The following is a 25,603-nucleotide window of genomic DNA, read 5'->3' as shown; positions in this document are numbered from 1 at the left end:
AGTAAAAAGGAGTGATTCAATGAGTGAGCAATTAAGAATAGGAATTATTGGTGCAGGTGGAATTGCCAGGAATGCTCATATTCCAAACTACCAAAATTATAAGGATGACATTCAGGTCGTTGCAGTTGCGAATCATAATAAGGAGAAGGCTGTACAATGCGCGGAAACTTTCTCGATACCAAATGCCTATGAGGATTATCAGTCCATGCTAGAAGAAATGAATTTAGACGCTGTGAGTATCTGTACTCCTAATAAATTTCATGCCGAACAAGCGATTGCCTCTCTTCAAGCAGGATGTCATGTATTATGTGAAAAACCACCAGCTATATCTAAAAAAGAAGCAGAAGCAATGGTACAAGAAGCAGAAAAATCAGGCAAAGTGTTAACGTATGGTTTTCATTTTCGCTATTCACCAGAAGTTGAAACGTTAAAGAAGTTCATCGATGCTGGTGAGTTAGGCGAAATCTATGCTTCTCGAGCTCACTATAATCGAAGGCGCGGTATTCCGGGATGGGGTGTGTTTACCAATCAAGAGTTACAAGGTGGAGGCACATTAATCGATAACGGTGTACATATGTTGGACACAGTCTTATATCTGATGGGTTATCCGGAGCCTAAAACGGTACTCGGTGCAACGTATCAAAAAATAGGAAATCGTCCAGGAGTAGGCGTATTAGGAGAATGGGATTACGAAAACTTTTCTGTAGAAGATATGGCAAGAGGGATGATCACGTTTACTAATGGGGCGTCGCTAACATTTGAATCGACATTTGCTGCAAACGTGGAAGAAATAAGTTCAAAGAATGTAACTCTAATGGGAGATCAGGGAGGAGCGGATCTATTTCCGCTAAAGATATACCAGGAAAAGCACGATATCCTACTAGATAGTACTCCAGCTTATTTAGAAGAACGCGATGTATATAAACATCAAGTTCATCATTTTATCGAAAGTATTCTTCATGGCAAACAGCCCTTGAGCACAGCAAGGGAAGGAGTTATCCTACAAGCAATAATGGAAGCTCTCTATAAATCTGCTAAAACAGGAGAAGCGGTTAATATATGATGATAATGCATGTGGTTTTCTAAAGAGTTATATGAAATGTGCAAAATACTAAATCATATACAAAAATATCTAAAAGCATATTTACAAGGCTATTCCCTTATTAAATCGCTTTTTAAAAGGCTTAGTAGATATCTATTATCTCTAAGCCTTTATTTGTGTTTGCATCTACATCCTCGATTAACACAAAAATGTTAGGCTGCCACAAGAGCTAGAATAATGGAAATAATCCCAATGAAAAGTAGCCCCCAAATAACTAATTTCTTATTAATATCAGTTTTGAAAAATAAGTAGACAAAACCAACGTATAAAACGGTAGCTATCGAATAAAAGGTTATGCCTGATAGTAACTTTTCATTGGTATAGTCTACTAAAATAAAATGTAAAATTGTTATGGTATACGATATAAAAGCAATTAAAAAATGGAGTTTTTTTGTATCCATCTAATTCCCCCCCTATATCATTCCTTACGATTATATAAAGTTAAAGTTACAATAGTGTTTTTATACTGCATTTCTGATTGTGGCCAGTTTCTCATTAGGGGTTATAAATAAGTAAATGAACTACTCCAAAACTTATACAAAAGCCTTCCGAACCCAAGCTTTGCCTCGCCAACGAAATATCATAATTATACCTCTTAACCATTCATCTACTATAAAACCAATCCATATACCAGATAACCCAAGTCCGACTACCAATCCAAAGAACCATGCGAATGATACGCTTATGCCCCACATGGAAATAATACCAATCACAACAGGGAAGGTCACATCACCTGCACCTCTTAACGAATTAATGACGACCAAGTTCGTAGCTCTACCTGGTTCAAGAAGGATGGTAAGCATCAGTAAGAATGAACCACTTTCTATAATGTCCTGGTTATCGGTGAAAATCCCAAGTAGTGTGTCACTGAAAAGATAAACGATGACTGCCATCAACACAGATATGGACATGGCAATTTTCGTACTGTTGAAGCAACGCTTATATGCTTCTTGTACTTTTTCAGCTCCAATGTAATGACCAATCAAGATTTGTGTCCCTTGTCCAATTGCAATGGCAGCTAAGAAAATGAACATGGAGATATTCTGCACGTACACTTTGGTTGTAATGGCTGTAGTACCTAGCTGTGTAATAAAGTATGTAATTGCCATTTGACTGGCATTGTAGGAAAGCTGTTCACCTGCAGAGGGGATTCCGATTCGTAGCAGCCCCTTTAGATGACTCTTTTGGTAGCGAAAAAATGAAGCAAATGGTAATTCAACCTCACTCCGTTTTATAAGGAGTACTGCTAACACTAAAAAGCCGAGAAAACGACTAGTAGCTGTTGCAATCGCAACACCTTGAACACCTAATACTGGTAACCCAAATGGACCAAAAATAAAGATGTAATTTCCAATCACATTTATTATATTCATTCCAATGGTGACGTACATTGCGTCTTTCGTGAAGCCATAGTTTCGAAGAATAGCACCAGCAGTCATAATCAATGCTTGGACAAAGATGAGCCCTCCTACGATATTCATATAAATAGTGGCATTACCCATTAACTCAGATGGTAGCTCCATAATATTAAGAATAAGCTCTGAAAAAAGGTATAGGCCAACACTCAAGATGAGAGAGAACCACAAGTTTAAGCTGATGGAGCTTACAGCTATCTCACCGGCATTTTTATGGTTATCAGCTCCTAGGTTTTGAGCAACAAGAATACCAGCCCCTGTCGCAACAAAACCAAACATGACAATTACGACCGAAAGAATTTGATTGGATACACCTACTGCTGCAACAGCACTATCGTCGTACTGACTTAGCATTAGAGTATCTGCATTCCCCATCAGCATATGTAATAATATCTCAATAAAGATAGGCCAGGTTAGAGAAAATAAGGTTAATGATTTTTGGTTCTGTTTATCCATAGGAAGGCTCCTTGTGAAAAAAGGTTGATTAATAGTGACGGTGGATGTAGTTTTTTCGAATCATATAACAAAAGTCTAGTGTACCGAGGTCGCTCCTATTTTAAAAAGTTGCTCGAAATACATCATAGTCACACCTATATTTAGAAAGTCGCTCGAAACAAATTTTTTATCATTAAAAATCACAAGACATCCTTTAACACAAACATTAAAAAAGGCGAGAGCCTAATACAGGCTCTCATCCTATTTATTTGAGAATTTGAAACACTTTACCCTCATAAGGTTGCAAGGATACAGGAGTATGTGGATCCAATGTAGTCGTTTCATTAGACAATAACTCTTTCAAATCTCTTTCTTTTAAAATCGGTAGGCTATAAGTTGCTTCTTCAGCAGAATTGTTTAATACAAACATCAGTTTCTCCTGTTCATTTGCTTTTTCATAGACGATAATACTTTTCTCATCGTCTGCTTCAAGCATGCGTAAATGGGCGTGGTTTCCGAATGCTGGTATTTGTTTGCGTAGGGAAAGAAGTTGCTTCACATAGCCGTGCATATCCAAGTCTTGATGTTCTTTTTCCCATACCATACATTTTCGGCAGCCAGGGTCAGCTCCACCGGACATGCCAATTTCATCTCCGTAATAGATACAAGGCGTCCCGATAAAGGAAAGTTGGAATAGATAAAGAAGTTTTACTTTTCGTTTATCCTCGCCAGCTAACGTTAGGATACGAGGTGTATCATGGCTGTCTAATAGATTAAAAGATACTTCATTCACATTCTCTGGATAGGAATGCAGCACATTCGTAATCGAATTGGAGAAGGTGCTAGGAGAGATGGATTGCTCAGCGAAAAATTGAATGGATCCCATTGTGAATGGATAATTCATCACGGCATCAAACTGATCACCTTGAAGCCATGGCATAGAATCATGCCAGATTTCACCGAGGATATAGGCATCTGGTTTGGCGTCTTTCACGACAGTTCGAAACTCTCTCCAAAAAGCATGATCCACTTCGTTGGCTACATCTAAACGCCAACCATCAATGTCGAATTCTTCTATCCAATAGCGTGCAACGTCAAGGAGGTACGTTTTCACCTCAGGGTGTTCTGTATTCAATTTTGGCATAAATGGCACAAATGAGAACGTGTCATAGTTTGGTTGGGGGTCCGTCACGAGTGGAAACTCCTGAATATGGAACCAGTCTTTGTAGCGAGATTGTTCTCCATGTTTCAAAACGTCTTGGAAAGGTTCAAAGTAGTAACCACTATGATTAAATACAGCATCTAACATGACACGAATGCCACGGTCATGACAGGCTTGTACGAGTGTTTTAAACGTTGCTTTATCTCCAAACTGAGAGTCAATTTCCATGTAATCAATGGTGTCGTATTTGTGGTTGGAATAAGCTTTGAAAAAAGGTGTGAAATAAATGCCTGAAATGCCTAAATCAACTAAGTAATCAAGGTGGTCCAATACTCCTTGCAAATCACCGCCGAAAAAGTTTTCTGGAGTTGGCTCCTCGCTTCCCCAAGCAAGTGCTTCTTCAGGATCGTTTGAAGGGTCTCCATTGGCAAACCGTTCAGGGAAAATTTGATACCAAACCGTATCCTTTACCCAAGTCGGTGGAGAAAATACATCGGTGGCATTTAAGAATGGAATACAGAAGTAATACGCTACATCATCATCTGGAATATGATCGAAGAACCCTTTTTCTGTAAAAATGAGCGTTTCTTCTTGATCTTGCAATTGAAATCCATAACGTAATCTACGGTAGGGAGGTTTCACCTCAGCGAACCAATAATCAAATCGATCGTCAGCACCGGTTTTGATCATAGGTTTCGTATCATATTGCCATCTGTCTTGCGCTCCTTCTGCCGTTTGAGGGAGGTGAGAGTATTCTCCTCCATCACTTTTAAAGATATAAGGATCTCCGTGAATTAGTTGCACATGTTGCACGTCATTTTTCTTCGTTTGCAGACGAACATGAATAGTTTCTGCATCATACGCATAAGCAAAATTGTTTTTAGGACGGTGATAGATAGCTTCTTTTAACAATACGATTCACCCTTTCTAATCTGTTCAAACGTTTGCACAACATCGCAGTGCTTTCTGTTTGAATATGTAAATAAAGCATAGGAAATTCTATGACAAGAGTCAAAGGAAAAATACCTTACTGACAAAAATGATAACGCATTCAATGAAAAGATAGAAGCGAATTAATCAAAATAAAGAAATTAAAGAAATTTTGTGAAAACGCTTGCGCAATTTTGTGGTTGTTGTATAATGGAAATTGTAAAGAGTGCAACCGCTTCCACGGATTACATAATATCTTGCTAGAATCGGTGTCGCTTTTTTCTAGTAAACTATTTTTTTATTTCATAGGAGGGTCAAAATATGAAGAAATGGTTAGGTCTATTTCTTGCACTGGGTCTTATTGTAGGGTTAATGGCGGCTTGTGGTCCGAATGAAGAATCTTCAGGTAATGGTGGAGATTCCGGAGAGAGTTCTGGCGAAGGTGATAGTCAAAGTACAGAGGGCGAAGGATCATCTGAAGAACAACCAAAGCCGGACAAGCTTATTGTTTGGGAAGACCAAGACAAAGGTGAAGCTTTAGAGGCCGCGGCGAAGAAGTTTACAGACGAAACTGGTATTGAAATTGAATATGTAGAATACAACATTACAAAAATGCAAGAAAACATGGCACTAGATGGTAGTACAGAAAAAGCACCAGATGTTGTGACAATGTCTCACGACGGCGTTGGTCCATCAGTGGCAAAAGGATATATTAAGCCAATTGAAGTAAGTGATGATGTATTAAATAAATACACTCAATCATCTGTTGATGCATTAACATACCAAGACAAGCTTTATGGCTTACCAAAAGCAGTAGAAACAACAGTATTTATTTACAATAAAGACAAAATGGAAGAGCCTCCTGAGTCAATGGATGAAATGTATGAAATGTCCAAGACAGCAAAAGAAGAAGGTAACTATGGTTTCTTAGCTACTTGGGATAACTTCTACTTCTCTCATGGTATATTCCATGGCTTCGGAGCCAACGTATTCGGAGAAAGCCCATCTGAAATCGGTTTAAATAGTGAAGCAGGTGTAGAAGCAATCAACTACATCGACAAATGGTACGAAGAAGGTCTATTCCCTGAAGGATTACTAAGTAAGAATGCAGCTAGTGTGGTAGACCGTCTGTTTACAGATGGCGATGCAATCGCAGTACAAAATGGTCCATGGGCATTCCAAAATTATACGGACAAAGGTGTGAATTACGGTGTAGCACCAATGCCGGACCTTCCAAATGGCGAGCCACAAGGTACGTTCATGGGCGTTAAAGGTTGGTTTGTAACATCATTCTCCCAACAAAAAGGTAAAGATTACTGGGCAGAAGAATTCGTGAAAGTTGTATCGAACGAAGAAAACGCGAAAGAGCGTTATGACATGACTGGAGAGATCCCTCCACTTAAGGCATTAGTTGAAGATGAAGAATGGGTATCAAATAACCCAGGTGCGGCTGCTGTAATGGAACAATCCAAAAATGCTGTAGCAATGCCGGTTATCCCAGAAATGGCAGAAGTTTGGGATCCAATGAAAACAGCTGTTCAGTCTGTAGCTACAGATAAAACAGATGCTCAAAAAGCACTTGATGATGCTGTTAACGTAATTAAGCAGCAAATCGAGGCGAACTACTAAGATAGTATGGAAAAGAATAGGCAGGCGGTATCCTATATGGATGCTGCCTCCATTTTTCTATAATACTCATCAAGTTACTTCTTTTTACTTAATAGAGATATAGAGAAAGGGGATACCCTTCATGAAACTGGAATATGAAGATAACAAAGAAATCAATACGGGTTATCAATCTAATCATCGAAAAATAGCTATGTTCCTATCCTTCATTCCGGGACTAGGGCAAATGTATAACCGCCAATTTATTAAGGGAATAGGCTTTTTGATTTTAGCGGCATCATTCCTTACTGTATTCTGGGATTTCTTAGACATAGGTATTTGGGGATTATTCACACTAGGAACGACGTTACCACGTGATAATTCGATCTTTTTACTTGTGAATGGAATCATTTCCATATTGCTATTGTTTTTCGCCGCTATTTTTGTGTTTATCGTATTAAGGGATGCATACAAAAATGGTCAGAAACGTGATTTAGGACATCGATTAAATTCCATGCGCGAACAATATCGCAATTTAATCGATAATGGTTTCCCATACTTGATCCTATCACCAGGTTTTTTCTTACTTGTATTTGTCGTCATAACACCAATTATATTTGTATTTACCATTGCGTTTACAAACTATGATTTATTCCACCAGTGGCCCGCTAGTTTAATGGATTGGGTAGGATTTGAAAACTTCAAGAAACTATTTACGCTAGAAATGTGGCGTTCCACTTTCTTCAACGTATTTGCCTGGACCCTAGTTTGGACCTTCGGAGCAACTACGTGTCAGATTGCATTAGGTGTATTCCTCGCAGTTATCGTAAACCAAAAGGAATTAAAAGGAAAAGCGATTATTCGTACAGTATTTATTTTACCATGGGCAGTTCCAGCATTTGTTTCCATCTTGATTTTCTCAGGAATGTTCAACCAGGACTTCGGTTCCATCAACGAGATTTTAGCATCCACCATTGGAGTTGAAATCCCATGGATGACAGAGCCATTCTGGTCAAGATTAGCTCTGATCATGATTCAAACATGGCTTGGCTTTCCGTTCATCTTTGTAATGGTTACAGGCGTCTTGCAAGCTATTCCGGAAGAATTGTATGAAGCAGCAGTAGTGGATGGGGCATCAGCTTTACAAAAGTTTCGAAATATTACCTTCCCGCTGATTATGTTCTCCATCGCACCAATCTTAATTACACAGTACACATTTAACTTTAACAACTTTAACGTAATCTTCCTATTTAATGGAGGAGGACCACCAGTTTCTGGTCAGAAAGCTGGCGGTACAGACATTTTAATCTCATGGATTTATAACTTAACGATGACCTCTCAGCAATATGGTATTGCAGCTGCCATCACGTTAATCATGTCTGCTTTTGTAATCGCAGTTGCTGTTTGGCAGTTCAGAAGAACGAAATCATTCCAAGAAGAGGATATGATGTAATATGGATATTAAAACAAACAAAATCGTCCGTCTAACGCTTAGTTATGCAGTTATTGCTTTCATGTTCGTCATTATTTTGTACCCAATCTTGTGGGTATTTGGGGCTTCTATAACGCCTGGTTCTTCTATGGGGAGTTTCTCCTTATTACCAGAGAAAACAACATGGGGTCACTACGCACACATTTTTAATATGGAGGAAAGTAATTATTTACTCTGGTATTGGAATACGTTAAAAGTCTGCCTTATTACAATGGCAGCATCCGTTTTAGTCGTAAGTTTAATGGCGTATGCATTCTCTAGATATCGTTTCTGGGGGCGTAAAAATGGCCTAGTAATCTTCTTAATTTTGCAAATGATTCCGAACTTCGCAGCACTAATTGCGATTTTCGTATTGGCACGTGTGACAGGACTTGTTGATACACACTTAGGATTAATTCTAATCTATGTGGGTGGAGCAATTCCAATGAACACTTGGCTAATGAAAGGGTACTTAGACTCGATTCCAAGAGAATTAGATGAAAGTGCTCGAATGGATGGAGCAGGACATTTACGAATCTTTTGGCAAATTATCATGCCTCTCGCTAAACCAATGGTTGCGGTTGTTTCCGTATTCACATTTATCATTCCATTCACAGATTTTATTCTGGCAAAAGTACTACTACGTACTCCAGAACAGTACACACTTGCAGTTGGACTGTATCAGTTAATTGCTCGTGATTTTGGTAGTGAATATACAACATTCGCAGCTGGGAGTATTCTGATCGCAATTCCGATTGCAATTCTATTCCTATCTTTCCAGAAATACTTCGTTTCTGGATTGACGGCAGGCGGTACAAAAGGATAATCTTAAAGGCGTATGAAACTGTTTACAAATGGAGGAACGGAAAATGAAAAAAAGCAGCGTACTCTTTGCGCTCCTAATGATTCCGTTTCTTCTTTTTTACGCCCTTCCAACTATAGGAGCAGCTGAAAAAGAAGAACGAAACTGGGAAGACGAGCTAATGTATTTTATTATGGTGGATCGTTTTTATAACGGTAACCTAGACAATGATTATAATGTCGATCCAAAAGACCCTAAGGCGTATCATGGTGGGGACTTGCAAGGTGTGATTGATAAGCTAGATTATATCAAAGATCTAGGATTTACATCGATATGGTTAACACCAATCATGGATAACCAAGCAAAAGGCTATCATGGGTATTGGATTGAAGATTTTAAGAGTGTAGAAGAAAACTTTGGAACCATGGAAGACGCGAAGAAATTAGTAGAAGAAGCACATAAACGAGATATGAAAGTGATTTTTGACTTTGTTGTGAATCATACTGGTACCGAACATCCATGGGTCAATGAGGAAGACAAACAGGATTGGTTTCATGAGCAATCACCACTCATAGGTGATAGTCAGGATCAACTAGAGAATAGTTGGTTATATGGTTTGCCTGACTTGAAACAAGAAAATCCAGAAGTGAAGCAATACTTATTTGATGTAGCGGAGTATTGGATTAAAGAAACAGGAGTAGATGGCTTTCGCTTAGATACCGTCAAGCATGTCCCGAAATCATTTTGGGAGGATTTTAGTGATCATGTCAAAAGCATTGATTCTGATTTCTACTTGTTAGGGGAAGTCTATAGTGAAGATCCTCGTTACATTGCTGAATATGAAAAAACAGGAATTGATTCGTTTGTGGATTACCCGTTTTTTGAAACAGCTAGACAAGTATTTCAAGGGCCAGGAAACTCGGTGAGTGCGTTGAGTACAGTGTGGCAACGAAACATGGCCTTTTATGAAAATCCGCACCATCTAGGAACCTTTTTAGATAATCATGATAATAAGCGATTTACTAGATTAGCTGCAGAAAATAAACAAAATCCACTAACAAGATGGAAGCTAGCATTAACGTATATGTACACTGCACCTGGAATGCCTATCGTATATTACGGGACAGAAGTTCCACTAGATGGTGGCGAAGATCCTGATAACAGAAGAGACATGAATTTTAAAACAGGCGATACAGAACTGAAGAAACATATGGAACAATTAGCAGCAATACGCAAACGATTCCCAGCTCTAACCCATGGGGACTTTGAGCAAGTAGTTGATGAAGGCGCGTTTGGCGTATTTAAACGAACATATGAAGATCACTCCGTATTTATAGCTATTAACAACGATGTCGAAACGAAGAATGCAACGTTAACAGGAGTACCAGAGGGATCTCAGTTACGCGGGCTAATCTATGACTCCATTGCCCGGGATCAAGGAAATGGCGAATATAAAATCGCTTTAGATCGAGAAACCGCAGATATTTACGTGACAGAAGAAGATAAAGGACTAAATTATCTGTTTATTGGAGTTATCTTTGCAGTAATGGGTTCCTTTGTTGCGTTTGTTGTTGTAGTAAGTCGAAAAAATAAACAAAATCAGACAGAATAAGCATCAGAGGAGGGAATGGAATGCTTGAAGATACAAGCTTTGCGATCCATCCAGGAAAAAAAGCAAACATAGCAGAAACACCTTACCATGATATAGGAAATGTAAAAAACGTAACCGAAACCAGAAGAGGATATCAGGTGGAATGTGAGCATGGATATGTAACGGTTCAGCTTTACCGGGACGATATCATTCGAATTACGATGAATTCAGTTGAAATACCTAGTTGTGATTCCACCCCTGCTGTTTATGCTCAAAAACAAGAGGTGAACAGTTCAATAAACGAAGAGGAAGAACACATTACGATTACGTCCTCTGCCTTAAAAGCGGTAGTCCACAAATCTCCGTTCAGACTCTCCATCCTAGATGCTGATGGACAAGAAGTTGTCTCTGAGCAAGATAGAGGAATGGGCTACCATGAAACAGGGGAGGTTATTTGCTACAAGCAAATGAATCAACAAGATCGATTCTATGGATTTGGTGAAAAATCAGGCTTCTTAGATAAGCACGGGGAACGTTATACCATGTGGAATACAGATGTGTATGCACCGCATAATCAAGAAACGGATCCTTTGTATCAATCCATTCCTTATTTCATGACTCTGCGTAATGGTAGAGCACATGGTATCTTCTTTGATAACAGCTACAAATCTACCTTTGATATGAAATCAGAGCCAGACTATTATTCGTTTAAAGCCGAAGGTGGGGAACTAGATTATTACGTATTTGTAGGTCCAACACCAAAGAAGGTTTTGGAGCAATATACACACATCACGGGACGGATGACCATTCCACCAAAATGGGCGATTGGCTATCATCAATCTCGTTATAGCTATGAAAGTGAAAAAGAAGTTCGTGAAATTGCTAAGACATTTTTAGATAAAGACATCCCCCTTGATGTAATCTATTTAGATATACACTACATGGATGAGTACCGTGTCTTTACCTTTAATAAGGATCAATTTCCAAATCCAAAACAAATGATAAGTGACTTGAAGGACATTGGGATTCGAGTCGTCCCAATTGTTGATCCTGGCGTAAAGAAAGATCCTGAATACAAAACGTATCAAGAAGGAATTCGTGAAGATCATTTTTGTAAATATATCGAAGGCGACCTTTATACAGGAGAGGTTTGGCCAGGGGAAAGTGCTTTTCCAGATTTTACGGATGAGCCAACAAGAAAATGGTGGGCGAATAAACACAAGTACTATGCTGACCTTGGTATTGAAGGTATTTGGAACGATATGAACGAACCAGCTGTTTTTAATGAAACGAAAACAATGGATACAACCGTTATGCACAAAAATGATGGCAAACCAGCAACTCATAGGGCGTTACATAACCTATATGGTTTGCAAATGGGGAAAGCTACATTTGAAGGAATGAAGCAACATTTAAATGGAAAGCGCTCGTTCCTCCTTACCAGAGCAGGCTTTGCTGGAGTGCAACGATATGCATCTGTATGGACAGGAGATAATCGAAGCTTTTGGGAACACCTACAAATGTCCTTGCCAATGTGTATGAATTTAGGCATTTCAGGCGTTCCGTTCACAGGGCCTGATGTTGGTGGTTTTGCCCATGATACCAATGGCGAATTGTTAACAAGATGGACCCAGGTTGGAGCATTCACCCCATACTTTCGTAATCACTCTGCGATTGGGACGTTGTATCAAGAGCCTTGGCAGTTTGGTGAAGAGTATGAGGCTATTATCAAAAAATATATTCAACTTCGTTACCAGTGGCTACCGCAGCATTATATGTTGTTCCAAAACGCTCACGAAACCGGTTTACCTGTTATGAGACCGTTATTCTTGGAATACCCAGAAGATAAGAAAACCTATAATCTAAATGATCAATTTATGATTGGAGATAACGTGGTTATTGCTCCAATCATGCAACCGGATGTAACTGATCGGGCCGTATATCTACCTAAAGGGAATTGGATTGATTACTTTACTGGAGAGCAATACGAAGGTTCCTCATCCCACCTCATTCATGCTGAGTTGGATACATTGCCGATATTTGTTAAACAAGGAACATTTATAACTCATAGTCCAAGTCGCCAATCCACTATGGTAGAGCAAGAGGAATTATACGTCCATGTGTACGCAGGGCAAGAAGGCACTTATGAAAGCTATGTTTACGAAGATGATGGAGAAACATATCAATATGAACAAAGCAATTCCCTTAAGCTTCCTATCCAAGTAGAGTGTCACCCTACGAGAGTAGATGTATCTATTGGTGAAAAAGAAGGGACCTTTAAACCGGCTTACGCTTCCCTTTCATTTAGGTTTCATGGTCTAAAGAATCAACAAGAAGTGTATATGAATGGGGAGAGGAAAGAATTGCAACATTCAGAGGTGGAACTAGAGCTTTTTTAATTAAGAAGAGTTCAAAAAAATGAAAGGTACGACATTCAGATAGGAACGAACATCGTCGTCAAGGAGGTGGAAAATAATGGCAATTACAATCAAGGATGTGGCAAAAGCAGCTAAAGTGGCTCCTTCTACAGTGTCGCGGGTTATCGCAGATCATCCTAGAATTAGTGAAGATACGAAAAAACGTGTGCGAAAAGCAATGAAGGAATTAGGCTACCATCCAAATGTGAATGCTCGAAGTTTAGCGAACCGTTCAACTCAAGCATTAGGTATCGTCATGAAGTCTTCTGCTGATAAAGCTTTACAGAATCCGTTTTTCCCTGAGGTATTAAGGGGTATTAGTTCAGTAGCACATCAATTAGATTATTCTCTTTACATTTCTACTGGTGAAACAGATGAGGAAGTGTATGAAGGTGTCCAGCGAATGGTACATGGTAATCGTGTTGATGGTATTATTTTGCTTTACTCTCGTGTCGATGATCCAGTAGCCAATTACTTACTCGAAAAGGATTTCCCATTTGTGTTAATCGGAAAACCACATGGAAACATGGATAAGGTCACCCATGTGGACAATGACAATGTGAGTGCATCAAGAGACATTACCAATTTGTTAATTGATGAAGGTCATGAACGCATTGCATTCATCGGTGGTGATACGGATCTAGTGGTTACGCTAGACAGGATGCAAGGATATGAATTGGCTCTCCAGGAATCAGAACTTCCGATAAAAGAAGACTATTATATTCACGCGGAATTTCTGAAATCAGGAGGACGAGAGGCGGTCCATCAATTATTCCAACTTAATGAACCCCCGACTGGATTGGTTATAGCCGATGATTTAATGAGTATCGGGGTTATTACAATGCTTGAGGAGTTTGGCATACGGGTTCCAGAAGATGTGTCGATTGTTAGCTTTAATAACGTTTATTTATCAGAGATTACGAGACCTCCATTGACGACGATTGATATTCAAATTTATGAACTAGGCAACCAAGCTGCAAAGTGTGTAATAGATAAAGTATGTAATAAGGAAGAGCCTGCTAAACGTATTATTGTTCCTTACCATGTCATGGACCGTAGTTCGACAAAGGATATAAAAGGAGCTTCTAAGAAATAGCCAATCTTTATACACAAATGGGCGCAATGTTTGCTATTACTCTTTTACAATTGGAGAGGTGATAACGGTGGAACGTATTATAGAAGTTGATGAATGGAAAGTAGTAGAACAAGAGCTTCATCCTGAGAAAAATCGGTTAGCAGAAAGCTTAATGAGTATTGGAAACGGTCATATGGGGATGCGCGGTAATTTTGAAGAAACCTATAGTGGAGATACTCATGAAGGGACGTATATTGGAGGGGTTTATTACCCTGATAAAACGCGGGTAGGCTGGTGGAAGAATGGGTACCCAGAATACTTCGCAAAAGTATTAAATGCACCCAACTTCACAGGAATTCGTATTTTTGTGGAAGGGTCAGAATTAGATTTAAACACATGGAATGTTACCAATTTTCGTAGGGAACTTAACATGAAGCACGGTTATTTATATCGTACGTTTACGGCTGAAAATGAAGAAGGCCATAAAATTGAGGCGAATATAACTCGTTTCTTTTCGATTGTAAGTCATTCTCTTGTGGCGATTCGTTACGAAATCAAACCTGTTAATTTTGATGGAACATTAACCTTCCAACCTTATATCAATGGTGATGTTCGAAACGAAGATGCAAATTACGATGAGGATTTCTGGGAACCTGTCCACCATGAAGTGGTTGACAACGTTGGTGTCTTATCCATGCGCACCCGTAAAACAGCTTTTGACGTGACGGCTGCTATGCGAACATCTGTGTATGGTCAAGAGATTCAAGTTACGAACACAACTGACGAAGAAGAATACATCGATAACACGATTGAGGTAGCCGCAACGGAAGGTGAGCCTGTTACATTTTATAAATATGTCGCTGTGACGACCAATCGCGATTATGAGCAAGAAGAGCTGGCAGAAAAGGCCATCGCATTAGTGGGTGATGCTTTTGAAGCTGGGTTTGATGAGCTGTTTGACGCTCAACAGGATGCTTGGGAAGAACGTTGGAAAAAAGCTGATGTAACAGTAGGCGGCGACGCTGAAGCTCAGCAAGGCATTCGCTATAATATTTTCCAACTATATAACACGTACGACGGAGATGATCCACGCCTGAATATTGGTCCTAAAGGGTTTACAGGTGAAAAATATGGAGGAAGTACTTATTGGGATACGGAAGCCTATTGCTTACCATTCTACTTGAGTACCGCAGATCCAACCATTGCCCGTAATCTTTTAATCTACCGTTACAACCATTTAGATGAAGCAAAAGAAAATGCGCAAAAGTTAGGATTAAATGGTGCCTTGTATCCAATGGTAACGATGAATGGCCAAGAGTCTCACAACGAATGGGAAATTACATTCGAGGAAATTCACCGTAATGGAGCCATTGCGCATGCAATATGGAATTATGTGAATTACACGGGTGATGCAACTTATTTACCTCAGTACGGGTTTGAAGTGCTAGCTGAGATTAGTCGTTTCTGGTCCAGTCGTGTTCATTTTAATGCTAGAAAAGGAAAGTACGTTATGCTTGGCGTAACGGGTCCAAATGAATACGAAAACAATGTGAATAACAACTGGTACACGAACCGTATGGCTGCTTGGACACTAGAGTACACATTAGGGGTAGCTAGATTCTTACAACGTCGTTATCCTGGGCGCTATGAGGAACTCGTACATGCATTAGGTATACGCACAGAAGAGCTTGATCACTGGAAACACATCATTAATAACATGTATTATCCTTACGATGAAGAAACAGGTGTTTTCTTGCAGCAGGACGGATTCATGGATAAAGAATTGATGGCTATGTCAGAGCTTGATTCTAAGCATCTACCAATCAATCAAAACTGGTCGTGGGACAAAATTCTACGTTCATGCTTTATCAAACAAGCTGATGTACTCCAAGGGTTGTATTTCTTAAACCATAAATATTCTCTTGAAGAGAAAAAACGTAATTTCTATTTCTACGAACCAATGACTGTGCATGAATCGTCCCTATCTCCATGCGTACATTCCATCTTAGCTGCAGAAATCGGTGAGACGGAAAAAGCATATGAAATGTATGTACGTACAGCTCGCCTGGATTTAGATAACTATAACAATGACACAGAGGATGGCTTGCATATTACAAGTATGGCAGGATCTTGGTTATCGATTGTTCACGGTTTCGCTGGTATGAGAGTGATGAATGGTAGCCTTAACTTTACACCAATGATTCCAGAAGATTGGGATTCCTATTCCTTTAAAATCAACTTTAGAGGACGCTTATTGAAAGTTACAGTAACGCATGAACGTACATCAATTGAACTGGAAGAAGGCAACGATCTAACAGTCATATTGAATGGAGATATGCTTAAAGTACCACGTGCGCTGATTGCTGTTCCAAGTATGTAAAATCTCTTTACTTTTTAAATGGAAGTGTATATAATTAAAAATTAACTATAAATAGCCGTCGATAAAGAGAGTAATTGTAGGTGCGTTTCTAGCGAATTAGGGATGGTGAGAGCCTAATAAACAAGCCTACAATGAACCGGACTTTTGAGGCATTACCTTGAATACAAGTAGAGGTAATCGGTCGCTTCCGTTACAGAGCTATGAGTCGATTTGCTAGACTACGTTTGTCTAGTGGATAATAAGAGTGGTACCGCGGATGAAAACCCGTCTCTTCCCAACTGATGTTGGAAAGAGACGGGTTTTTTTATGGTAAAAGAAGGAGGAATAAACGATGAAAAACGAAGTTGTGCAAGGTCTTTATGAGGTGTTAGATTACCGTCTAAGCCAAGAGACAATTGAAACTGTATTAGAAACGCCAAAGTATGAACATTTGGGTGATATTGCGTTTCCTTGTTTTGAGCTTGCAAGAATAAATCGCAAAAATCCAAAGCTTTTGGCTGAAGAGTTGGCGGAAAAGTTGAGAGGTTCTGTTCCCATAATCAATACGGTCGAAGCGATAGGACCTTATGTGAATATCTTTTACAATAAAAAACTTGTAATGGAGCGCACGCTTTCGGCAATCCAAGTCGGAGAGAACCACTATGGGGCACATGAATTTGGTGAAGGGAAGACCATTACAATGGATTTGTCCTCCCCGAATATAGCCAAACCTTTTTCAATGGGACACCTTCGTTCCACTGTAATCGGCAATGCGATTGGTAATGTGCTAGAGAAATGTGGGTATGATGTTGTTCGTATCAATTACTTAGGGGATTGGGGAACACAGTTTGGTAAACTAATCGCCGCGTACACATTATGGGGAAATGAGGTGACTGTTCGTTCTAACCCTATTCAAGAACTGCTCAAGTTATATATTTTTTTTCATGAACAAGCAGAACAGGATCAGAAGCTGGAGGATTTAGGAAGAGAATGGTTTAAAAAGTTAGAAGATGGAGATGTGTATGCTACAAAACTTTGGAAGTGGTTTCGTGAAGAGTCCTTGAAAGAATTCCAAACAATTTACAACTTATTAGGTGTTACTTTTGATTCCGATAAAAGTGAGGCCTATCACCATGATCAAACGCCTGAAGTGGTCGAGCAGCTCAAGGAAAAAGGGGTGCTCCAAACATCTCAAGGAGCGCAAGTTGTCCCTTTAGAAGCAGAAGGGTTACCTCCTGCCTTGATCAAAAAATCCGATGGCACAACATTGTACACCACACGTGATCTGGCTGCAGCCATTGATCGTAAAAATGTCTACAACTTCTACCAATCCTTATATGTTGTTGGACATGAACAAAGTCTCCATTTTGACCAATTGCGTGCTGTACTATCTAAAATGGGATATGACTGGGCGGATCAACTTGTCCATATCCCATTCGGAATGATGTTGCAAGATGGCAAAAAAATGTCGACAAGAAAAGGAAAGGTCGTATTTTTACAGGACGTTTTGCAAAAAGCAATTGATGTTGCCAAGCAAAACATCGAAGAGAAGAATGCTACGTTAGAGAAAAAGGAGGAGGTAGCAAAACAAGTAGGGGTAGGAGCTGTTATTTTTCATGATATTAAAAATGATCGCCGCAACGATGTCGATTTTTCCTACGAAGAAATGCTTCGCTTTGATGGAGAGACAGCACCATATCTGCAATATACTCATGCACGTGCAAAATCTATACTTGGAAAAGCGCCAAACATTAGCAAGAAAAACCATTATGACCTCCCTGAACAAGAGTGGGAAGCAGTATGGCCTCTTGTGAAGCATATAGCTATGTTCCCTGAAGTGATTAAAGCTTCAGCACAAGAGTACAATCCATCCAAACTAGCAAAGTATTTAGTAAAACTAGCCCAAGCTTTTAACCGATTTTATACAAAAGTGCACATTTTACAGGAGGATGCGTATATGGCCGCTCGTTTGGAAATGGTTCATGCGGTAACCGTTGTACTGAAGGAGGGACTAAATCTGCTTGGGATTGAGGCTCCGGAGGAAATGTAGAGGGAGAGTTACGCATATCGAAGTGTGACACACGCATATCGGGGTGCGACCCACGCATTTACACCTTATAACCCCCTACTATCTAAAAGAGAAGCACTTATAAAAGAAATCAAAAAAGCCTCCAGACACGCACTGTACCTGGAGGCTAACTTTACTTTATTTCTACATTTAATTCTAAATCTTTAATATGAGCAATTGGGAACAAGATGGATTCTGCATCGAAATCTTTTAACTTGTTTCCGTTCTCTACGCGGTGTGGTGTATCTGGGTTAGCAAGTGCGCCTGTACCAAGTGATACGAAGTCGGCTTTTTCTTCTATAACAGCTTTCAATGCTTGGTCGGGATCACCTAGTTTGCCGTTCGCAATAACTGGTTTTCCACCGAATTCACTAGCTGCTTGGGCCATGGAGCGAGTATTGTCACCGAAGCCTGGAGCGGTGCCATCTCCATCTGTTACGTGGATATAATCTAGTGCTTCATTGCCTAGTGTTCCGAAAATCATCTTTGCATCGTGTTCACTATTTGGCCAGCGATAGCTTTGATCAGATACTTTTCCTTGGGATAAACGAATACCAACCATGTAGTCCTCGCCTACTTTTTCACGAATGGCTGTGATGATTTCGAGGATGATTTTTAATCCAGCTTCTATGGAACCACCATACTCATCTGTACGTTGATTCATATAATCTGTTAAGAATTCATCCAAAAGATATCCATTTGCACCATGAATTTCAACACCGTCAAAACCAGCTTCCTTAGCTAAAGCTGCAGCATCTGCGAAGGAAGCGATAACTTGATCGATGTCTTCTTTTGTCATTGTATTTGGGGTTGGAAATGGCCCAGAACCACCATAGAAACCAAGTTGTTCTCCTTTGGGTGCAACAGCAGAAGGGGCAATTGTTTCATCTGTATAGGCATTTCCTTGAACCTGTCCACCTGCATGCATCAATTGGGCTACCATTTTGGTATCATATTCGTGAACTTGATCAACAATTTTCTTCCAAGCATGCTTGTGTTGTTCCGTTACAAGACCTGGTTGATTATCATATCCTTGGCTATGAGCGTCATCAATGTAAATCCCTTCGGAAATAATACCACTGAAGCCACCCTTGGCATAGCGTTCATAATATTTCTTCATGGTATCATTTGCTGTACCATCGTTATTTGCAGTCACTCGCGTCATAGGAGCGACAATATATCGATTGGAAAAAGGGATTGTTCCGATGTGTGTTTGTTCAAATAGAGTTGAATAATCTGTTGTCATCGTTTCAAATCCTTTCTAACTCTCGTTTTTGGATGTGCAGGAGTAGTGCTTCATCCCAAATAATAGTTTGAATTCATACTAAAAAGAATGCAAGGAATTGAAACTGTTCCTTTATCCGTTTACAATCATCCCACCATTAATGTGAACCATTTGCCCACTCATATAGGAAGCATCTTCACTAGCTAAAAATACATAAATAGGTGCTACTTCCTTCGGTTGACCAGCTCGTTTCATTGGAGTTGTGGTACCAAATTGTGAAACTTTCTGCGCATCAAAAGAAGAAGGGATTAGCGGCGTCCAAATTGGCCCTGGTGCAACGCCATTTACTCGGATCCCTAGGTTTACGATATTTTCAGATAATGATCTCGTAAAGGCTGTGATGGCACCTTTTGTAGAAGAATAATCAAGTAGATCCTTCGAGCCGTGATAGGCTGTAACCGAACATGTATTAATGATGGAACTACCGTTATTTAAATTCGGCAATGCTGCTTTGGTCATGTAAAAATAACCAAAGACATTGGTCCGAAACGTTCTTTCAAGTTGTGTGCTCGTTATGGATGTTAGATCACTTTGCGGATGCTGTTCTGCAGCGTTATTTACGACAATATCTAGTTTGCCAAACTGTGAAATGGTTTGACGTACAGCCGTTTCACAAAAAGCTTCATTTCCAATGTCGCCACTAATGAGTAAGCATTGTTGTCCTTCTTTCTCAACGAGTGCTTTGGTGGCTTTTGCATCAGCATGTTCATTTAAATAGACAATCGCAACAGATGCGCCTTCCCTCGCATAGTGCACACTAATGGCTCTTCCAATACCACTGTCACCACCTGTGATGATGGCGACTTTTCCAGTCAATTTGCCACTAGCCTTATAAGAGGAAGCTATATATTCCGGAAGTGGTTGCATTTCATATTCAAACCCAGGTTGATGATTTTGAGTTTGTGGGGGTTGCCCAGTTTTAGGACTGTTGTCTTGGCTCATAAATAAACCTCCTTACTTGGTTAATATCATTAGCTTAACCAGGTAGGAGGAGAATGAACCTAATCAATTATGTAAAAAAACGTTTTGAAAATAAAAAAACCGATGTAAAAACATCGGGTTTAAACCAATTCAGTCTCACTATGAGATGACTCTGCACCTTTTTCATGCAAACGTTGAAATAATGATCGGTAGGAAGGATAGTCTATTTCGCCTTTAATATATAACTGTTGGCAGTAATCTAACAACTGGTCGGCAGTTTCAGCCTCATGACCTTTCTCTTGTTTGTAAGCATGCGAAAGCTCTACTAGGCGCATGGTTTTAAAATCCCCCTTTGTGTTATTACATAATATGTTAACATATATTCATTATTTGAAAAGGGTCATTTAGTATGTTAGGGCTAGTCTGAGTCGTTGATTTGTTGGCGCTTTTTCCTCCAAATCCGCAAGCCAATAATACTTCCAACAACAAGAAGCAACAAGATTATAATAGGCGAATAACCTATTAATGCGACCGTTAAAAAGGAGAGAAATTTTTGCAATCCATCAACTGATTGATGAAACGCTTGTTTTGTCTTCGTCCATGTTTGCAAATCATTGGATTCGGAATTGGATACAACCACCTTTGTTTCTTGAATGTGTAAGGTAACGGTGGAGTAATCGCTTTGATTTTCTAAATAATTCATTTTACCCTGAATGACTTCGATTTCCTCCTGAACCCTTTCTAAGTCCTTGGAAACCTGCAAGAGTTGTTCTGTTTCTTCTGCCTGATCCATAAAGGAGAGTAGTCGTTCTTCTACTTTTTGCTTTGCTTTTAATCGAGACTCTAGGTCAACATAATCCTCTGTTACATCTCTTCCTGATATGTCTTTATTGGTTATGGACCCACTAATAGGGGACAAACCATTTACAAACGGGTAAAAGTTTTCCTTAGGTACGCGTAATTTGACTGTTGCATTTGTTTTTTCATTGTCCCCTTTATTGACGGAACTGTTAACGATATAGCCTTTATGTTTTTGGATGAGTTGCTCTAGTTTCTGGTAAAATGGATTATATTCTCTCGTCTTTATCGAAATATCGGCGTTGTAGATGATCATTTTTTTGTCTTGATTTGTAATATCTACTTGTTCGTCCTGTGACACATCCGCAACTCCATTAGTTTCCGATTGAGACGAGCTTTCTTGTTTTTCAGGATTCCCTGTAGAACTTTCTTGTTGAGCATCAGTATTTGCTGATTCTTTGCTTCCTTCAGCTGTATTAGCGGATTCACTATTTTCACTTTTAGATGCATCACCGCCTTCATTATTGCTGCAAGCAGATACTACTAAAGTGATGCCTAACAGGACATATAGAAGAAATCTCATTTTCATATAATTTGTACCTCCTTTTAAGTAGTTAGTCGAATAGATAAAACGAATTGTTACAGATTTTGGTCAAAAATGAAATGCGTTCGTAATGTGTTTGTAATAATAAGGAATAGGAAGGAGAGAAATTGTTTTGCAACTAATTGTTACGGTATCCTTTATCGTTATGGTTTTATTTTATTTTTTCGCTAAAACTAGATGGACGATAGAGGATGATAATGTTCGTATTTCAGGAGCATTCACATCAAAACAAATTAAAATATCAGATATAAAAGAACTACGACAAATACAATCCTATACAGGAGAAAAAGATGCGGAATTCGTTGGGTTACCATTAATTGAAAAAGATCGAATGATGATTAGCACATCAAAAAAGAATTATATTATTGCACTCCGCTCTTCACATAAATTGGGACAAGCCATCATAGAGCGAAATAAGCAAGTTCACTACAAGGCAGAACTACTGTGATGAGGCCTATTCATTGAAGTTCTTTCTAAATCCATAGAAGGCGCGATAGCCTAATTGGTCGTAAAACGTTTTAGAAGAGCTCGTTGCAAGCATCTCGATGCGTGTCTTTGGATATAAGCAATGAACATAATCGAGGAGTTCTTTACCTACTCCTAAACCTCTATATTCCTATGAAATGATTAGTTCACAGATAAATAAAGATATGTATTGGTCTTTAAACCCTCTTAAATACCCAATGATTTCATCATGATAAGTAGCTACGTAGGTGATATTAGAGTGATCCCAAGCTAATTTCACGTCTATCCTTCGATCTGGATGAGAGTGCCAACCTTCTTGTGTGTTTAGCTGTTGAATGCTAGGAAAATCTGAACTACAATACTGTCTAATTGTAATAGAATAATAGTTTGATAAGGTAAGTTCCAATTTAGTCACCGCCAAACTTTTTTAATTGAGGATAACCGCAACTATACTAATTAATCCTCCTTGGATGAGTGATTCTACAAATAATAGAGTGCTGTTTTTTTTACGTTTGCTCAGATATTCATTAACTAATAGATTAATGATAAATAAAAAAGCCAGTAAAGTTAAAATAAGGATTCCAAAATCATATAAATCCAACATTATCCTCCTTCCATATTTGTATTTTTTCCATATTTGTATTTTTTCCAATTATTTCAAAATACACTCTCAAACTCAATGGAAAATGTTTGGAAAAATTTTCATTAAAATAACTATGAAAAATTATAAATCTAGCAATTTTTTTACATATATTTCAGACACTTGTAACTTTTTTCTTTTCATACCGACTACTTTACTAAATAAGAAGAAAGAGGTGTGAAAATGAAACGATTGTACATGATTATGGCGGCGGTTGTCGTTTCGATTTTTGCTATTTTCTCCCTTCAACAGCACGAAGTATTGGCTGATGTTGGGGAAGATGAAGCAAAAGTGGTGCCTGTTCACAAGAATTGGACAGTTACTTTTTCAAAACAAATGGACGAAGAGAGTTTTACATACGAGACAGTCAACGTGACAAGTGAGAACAATCAAGAGATGGATATCTCGTTTCAACTCTCAGAAGATGGTAAAACATTAAAGGTCCAGTCTCCTGAAGAAGGATATCCACTAAACCAGCAGTTTACGTTAAAAATCTCAAGTAACGTGACTTCTGCAGAAGGTAAACAAATGAAGCAAGATTTTACACTTGAGTTTCAAACACGAGATGAACTACCTTCAGTCGGCTCGAAAGAAAATTTTATTGCAATCTTAGATGAGATGCAGAAAAACCAAGAAACTCGTTATCAGACATTTGATGCGCAAGCAACAGCAGAGTCAGCAGATTCTTCAGCATCCTCAGAAGAGAGCGCTTCTGCCGATTCAGCTAGTAGTGGTAACGATACATCGAAAACCAACGTACAGGTTGATGGAGTAGATGAGGGTGATGTTGTGAAAACAGACGGAAAGAATTTCTACTTTGCCCGACAAGATGACATCTTGATTACAAGAGGGCACCCAGCTGGAGATAGTCAGCTTTTAAGTGAAGTTCAAGAAGAAGGTTTTCGACCGAATGAACTGTATATCTATGAAGACCGACTAATTGTAATGGGAACGATGAGGGACACCTTTTCAACACAAAAGAAAACGGAGCAAGATGGTGTGGCCAAAGAAATGATTTACCCATACTACCGCGGTCAAACAGCAGCATATGTGTATGATGTAACCAATCCATCTAAACCTGAAAAAATTCGTGAAGTAACGGTTCAAGGAAACTTTCTTACTTCGAGAAAAATAGATGAGACTCTATACTTCATTACAAATGAACATCCTCCATTCCATATCATGAATCGCGCAGAAGAAGAAGGTGAATCCGTAGATAAGGAGGAATTGCGGCCAATGTATAAAGATACTGCTGTCTCATCAGAGGCTATGTCTGTATCGTATGATCGCATGCATAAGCTACCTGAAACGGATGATTCTAGCTTTTTAACGATTACCTCATTTGATGTGACAAAAGAGGACCAAGAAGCAGAGGTGAAGACATACCTCGGTTCCGGCGACACGGTATATATGTCTAAAGAAAATATCTATCTAGCTGTTCGTGATTATCCAGAATATACGAAAGAATCGGTGGATCGTAATCAAACTCCAGATACGAGAATCTATCAATTTGGTGTAGATGGTACGAAGGTTTCGTATGATGCTGAAACGAACGTACCTGGAACCCTTATTAATCAATTTGCGATGGATGAACGAGATGGAACTTTCCGTGTTGCGACAACGAAGGGGAATATGTGGGATGAGGAGAATACATCCACTAATAATCTCTATACATTCGATACATCTTTAAACAAATTAGGTGAGTTAGAGGGCTTAGCTGAAGGAGAACGCATTTATAGTGTACGTTTTATGCAGAATCGTGCCTATATGGTTACCTTCAAGCAAGTAGATCCGTTATTTGTAATCGATTTGCAGAATGCCGAAGCACCTGAAGTACTCGGAAAGCTAAAAATTCCAGGCTTCAGTAACTATTTACATCCTATTGGGGATAACCATGTAATAGGATTTGGTAACAGTACAAAGCAAACGGAAAATAATAGAACGGTTACGGATGGGGTGAAGCTATCGCTATTTGATATTAGTGATGTAAGCAATCCAATTGAGAAGGATGTTGAGATCATCGGAGGAAGTGGTTCAAGTTCAGACTTGAATTACAACCATAAAGCACTTTATTATCATCCAGACAAAAACTTATTTGGATTCCCAGTTACCGTTTCAGAAAGTTATAAAGTACAGCAAGGCGATGCTGAATATATGAAACACCGCTTTGTTTTTGAAGGAGCCTATCTATACAACGTAACACCGGAAGATGGGTTCACATTGAAGAAAACAATCTCACATCAGCCTGACAAAGAGCTAGATCACCCACAATGGGAAAATAAATTGCAACGTATGATGTCTATTAATAACTATCTATACTCCTTCTCCAATAAGCAGATGGAAGTATTGAACCTTGAAACAGAAGAACAAACAAACGTTGTAGAATTCCCATGGGAAGATAGATAAACTTTATTAGGTGCCAGACCCCCGGTGCGTTAACACGTTACTAGAGTGGGGG

19 protein-coding genes and 1 other annotated feature are annotated in these 25,603 nt (G+C 39.1%); of the genes, 11 read left to right on the top strand and 8 right to left on the bottom strand.

The features are described from left to right. Window positions 1-19 precede the first annotated feature (19 nt). A complete protein-coding gene (locus GLW08_RS05825) occupies window positions 20-1,063 on the top strand; it encodes a Gfo/Idh/MocA family protein (protein ID WP_160847586.1) in 1,044 nt (347 codons plus the stop codon). Window positions 1,064-1,254: 191 nt separating this feature from the next. Here the strand turns inward: GLW08_RS05825 and GLW08_RS05820 are convergent, their stop codons facing one another. The 3 genes from GLW08_RS05820 to GLW08_RS05810 form a co-directional block, all read right to left on the bottom strand. Further along, window positions 1,255-1,503, bottom strand: a complete 249-nt coding sequence (locus GLW08_RS05820) for a hypothetical protein (RefSeq protein ID WP_160847585.1) — start codon at window positions 1,501-1,503, stop codon at window positions 1,255-1,257. 132 nt (window positions 1,504-1,635) lie between these two features. Next, the gene (locus GLW08_RS05815) at window positions 1,636-2,973 is read right to left on the bottom strand and encodes an MATE family efflux transporter (protein ID WP_160847584.1); all 1,338 of its coding nucleotides are present in this window, start codon (window positions 2,971-2,973) and stop codon (window positions 1,636-1,638) included. A 244-nt stretch (window positions 2,974-3,217) separates the two neighbouring features. Then, on the bottom strand, window positions 3,218-5,026 hold the full coding sequence (locus tag GLW08_RS05810) for an alpha-glycosidase (protein WP_160847583.1): 1,809 nt from the start codon (window positions 5,024-5,026) through the stop codon (window positions 3,218-3,220). 339 nt (window positions 5,027-5,365) lie between these two features. On the opposite strand from GLW08_RS05810, the gene GLW08_RS05805 reads away from it, so the two are divergent. The 8 genes from GLW08_RS05805 to argS all read left to right on the top strand — a co-directional run bounded on the left by GLW08_RS05805 (window position 5,366) and on the right by argS (window position 18,414). Further along, window positions 5,366-6,673, top strand: coding sequence for an extracellular solute-binding protein (locus tag GLW08_RS05805; RefSeq protein WP_160847582.1), 1,308 nt, complete (start codon window positions 5,366-5,368; stop codon window positions 6,671-6,673). A gap of 121 nt (window positions 6,674-6,794) precedes the next feature. Then, window positions 6,795-8,102 (top strand): carbohydrate ABC transporter permease, encoded by a 1,308-nt coding sequence (locus tag GLW08_RS05800; RefSeq protein ID WP_160847581.1) that lies wholly within the window; start codon window positions 6,795-6,797, stop codon window positions 8,100-8,102. Between the two features lies 1 nt (window position 8,103). Then, complete coding sequence (locus GLW08_RS05795) at window positions 8,104-8,946, top strand: sugar ABC transporter permease (RefSeq protein ID WP_160847580.1); 843 nt, start codon at window positions 8,104-8,106, stop codon at window positions 8,944-8,946. Window positions 8,947-8,989: 43 nt separating this feature from the next. After that, the gene (locus GLW08_RS05790; RefSeq protein ID WP_160847579.1) at window positions 8,990-10,534 is read left to right on the top strand and encodes an alpha-amylase family glycosyl hydrolase; all 1,545 of its coding nucleotides are present in this window, start codon (window positions 8,990-8,992) and stop codon (window positions 10,532-10,534) included. Between the two features lie 20 nt (window positions 10,535-10,554). Then, window positions 10,555-12,912, top strand: coding sequence for a glycoside hydrolase family 31 protein (locus GLW08_RS05785; protein ID WP_160847578.1), 2,358 nt, complete (start codon window positions 10,555-10,557; stop codon window positions 12,910-12,912). A 76-nt stretch (window positions 12,913-12,988) separates the two neighbouring features. Further along, on the top strand, window positions 12,989-14,026 hold the full coding sequence (locus GLW08_RS05780; protein WP_160847577.1) for a LacI family DNA-binding transcriptional regulator: 1,038 nt from the start codon (window positions 12,989-12,991) through the stop codon (window positions 14,024-14,026). Window positions 14,027-14,093: 67 nt separating this feature from the next. After that, window positions 14,094-16,385, top strand: a complete 2,292-nt coding sequence (locus GLW08_RS05775; protein WP_160847576.1) for a family 65 glycosyl hydrolase domain-containing protein — start codon at window positions 14,094-14,096, stop codon at window positions 16,383-16,385. 49 nt (window positions 16,386-16,434) lie between these two features. After that, window positions 16,435-16,660: a binding site (T-box leader), on the top strand. A gap of 56 nt (window positions 16,661-16,716) precedes the next feature. Next, on the top strand, window positions 16,717-18,414 hold the full coding sequence (gene argS, locus GLW08_RS05770; protein WP_160847575.1) for an arginine--tRNA ligase: 1,698 nt from the start codon (window positions 16,717-16,719) through the stop codon (window positions 18,412-18,414). 151 nt (window positions 18,415-18,565) lie between these two features. On the opposite strand, the gene GLW08_RS05765 is transcribed toward argS, so the two are convergent. From GLW08_RS05765 to GLW08_RS05750, 4 genes are all read right to left on the bottom strand, one after another. Further along, on the bottom strand, window positions 18,566-19,678 hold the full coding sequence (locus GLW08_RS05765; RefSeq protein ID WP_160847574.1) for an NADH:flavin oxidoreductase: 1,113 nt from the start codon (window positions 19,676-19,678) through the stop codon (window positions 18,566-18,568). Window positions 19,679-19,789: 111 nt separating this feature from the next. Further along, a complete protein-coding gene (locus GLW08_RS05760) occupies window positions 19,790-20,659 on the bottom strand; it encodes an SDR family oxidoreductase (protein WP_160847573.1) in 870 nt (289 codons plus the stop codon). Between the two features lie 119 nt (window positions 20,660-20,778). Then, window positions 20,779-20,973, bottom strand: coding sequence for a YppF family protein (yppF, locus tag GLW08_RS05755; RefSeq protein WP_160847572.1), 195 nt, complete (start codon window positions 20,971-20,973; stop codon window positions 20,779-20,781). An 83-nt stretch (window positions 20,974-21,056) separates the two neighbouring features. Then, complete coding sequence (locus GLW08_RS05750; RefSeq protein ID WP_160847571.1) at window positions 21,057-22,025, bottom strand: DUF4349 domain-containing protein; 969 nt, start codon at window positions 22,023-22,025, stop codon at window positions 21,057-21,059. Window positions 22,026-22,152: 127 nt separating this feature from the next. On the opposite strand from GLW08_RS05750, the gene GLW08_RS05745 reads away from it, so the two are divergent. Then, on the top strand, window positions 22,153-22,488 hold the full coding sequence (locus GLW08_RS05745; RefSeq protein WP_160847570.1) for a hypothetical protein: 336 nt from the start codon (window positions 22,153-22,155) through the stop codon (window positions 22,486-22,488). A gap of 168 nt (window positions 22,489-22,656) precedes the next feature. On the opposite strand, the gene GLW08_RS21825 is transcribed toward GLW08_RS05745, so the two are convergent. Continuing rightward, window positions 22,657-22,920, bottom strand: a complete 264-nt coding sequence (locus GLW08_RS21825; protein ID WP_237458315.1) for a hypothetical protein — start codon at window positions 22,918-22,920, stop codon at window positions 22,657-22,659. 408 nt (window positions 22,921-23,328) lie between these two features. Between GLW08_RS21825 and GLW08_RS05735 the strand changes: the two genes are divergently transcribed. After that, the gene (locus GLW08_RS05735; protein ID WP_160847569.1) at window positions 23,329-25,551 is read left to right on the top strand and encodes a beta-propeller domain-containing protein; all 2,223 of its coding nucleotides are present in this window, start codon (window positions 23,329-23,331) and stop codon (window positions 25,549-25,551) included. The last annotated feature ends 52 nt before the right edge of the window (window positions 25,552-25,603 follow it).

Source organism: Pontibacillus yanchengensis, assembly GCF_009856295.1.
Taxonomy (GTDB): domain Bacteria; phylum Bacillota; class Bacilli; order Bacillales; family BH030062; genus Pontibacillus; species Pontibacillus yanchengensis_A.
Note: the sequence above shows the minus strand (reverse complement) of the source record. Positions and strands in the feature narration are given on the sequence as shown.

Excerpts from the sequence above, each read along its gene's own strand:
- GLW08_RS05825 (WP_160847586.1), top strand. The coding sequence starts at position 20 with ATGAGTGAGCAATTAAGAATAGGAATTATTGGTGCAGGTGGAATTGCC.
- GLW08_RS05815 (WP_160847584.1), bottom strand. The coding sequence starts at position 2,973 with ATGGATAAACAGAACCAAAAATCATTAACCTTATTTTCTCTAACCTGG.
- GLW08_RS05805 (WP_160847582.1), top strand. The coding sequence starts at position 5,366 with ATGAAGAAATGGTTAGGTCTATTTCTTGCACTGGGTCTTATTGTAGGG.
- GLW08_RS05820 (WP_160847585.1), bottom strand. The coding sequence starts at position 1,503 with ATGGATACAAAAAAACTCCATTTTTTAATTGCTTTTATATCGTATACC.
- GLW08_RS05785 (WP_160847578.1), top strand. The coding sequence starts at position 10,555 with ATGCTTGAAGATACAAGCTTTGCGATCCATCCAGGAAAAAAAGCAAAC.
- GLW08_RS05780 (WP_160847577.1), top strand. The coding sequence starts at position 12,989 with ATGGCAATTACAATCAAGGATGTGGCAAAAGCAGCTAAAGTGGCTCCT.
- GLW08_RS05790 (WP_160847579.1), top strand. The coding sequence starts at position 8,990 with ATGAAAAAAAGCAGCGTACTCTTTGCGCTCCTAATGATTCCGTTTCTT.
- GLW08_RS05800 (WP_160847581.1), top strand. The coding sequence starts at position 6,795 with ATGAAACTGGAATATGAAGATAACAAAGAAATCAATACGGGTTATCAA.
- GLW08_RS05735 (WP_160847569.1), top strand. The coding sequence starts at position 23,329 with ATGAAACGATTGTACATGATTATGGCGGCGGTTGTCGTTTCGATTTTT.
- GLW08_RS05765 (WP_160847574.1), bottom strand. The coding sequence starts at position 19,678 with ATGACAACAGATTATTCAACTCTATTTGAACAAACACACATCGGAACA.
- GLW08_RS05795 (WP_160847580.1), top strand. The coding sequence starts at position 8,104 with ATGGATATTAAAACAAACAAAATCGTCCGTCTAACGCTTAGTTATGCA.
- GLW08_RS05750 (WP_160847571.1), bottom strand. The coding sequence starts at position 22,025 with ATGAAAATGAGATTTCTTCTATATGTCCTGTTAGGCATCACTTTAGTA.
- GLW08_RS05760 (WP_160847573.1), bottom strand. The coding sequence starts at position 20,659 with ATGAGCCAAGACAACAGTCCTAAAACTGGGCAACCCCCACAAACTCAA.
- argS (WP_160847575.1), top strand. The coding sequence starts at position 16,717 with ATGAAAAACGAAGTTGTGCAAGGTCTTTATGAGGTGTTAGATTACCGT.
- yppF (WP_160847572.1), bottom strand. The coding sequence starts at position 20,973 with ATGCGCCTAGTAGAGCTTTCGCATGCTTACAAACAAGAGAAAGGTCAT.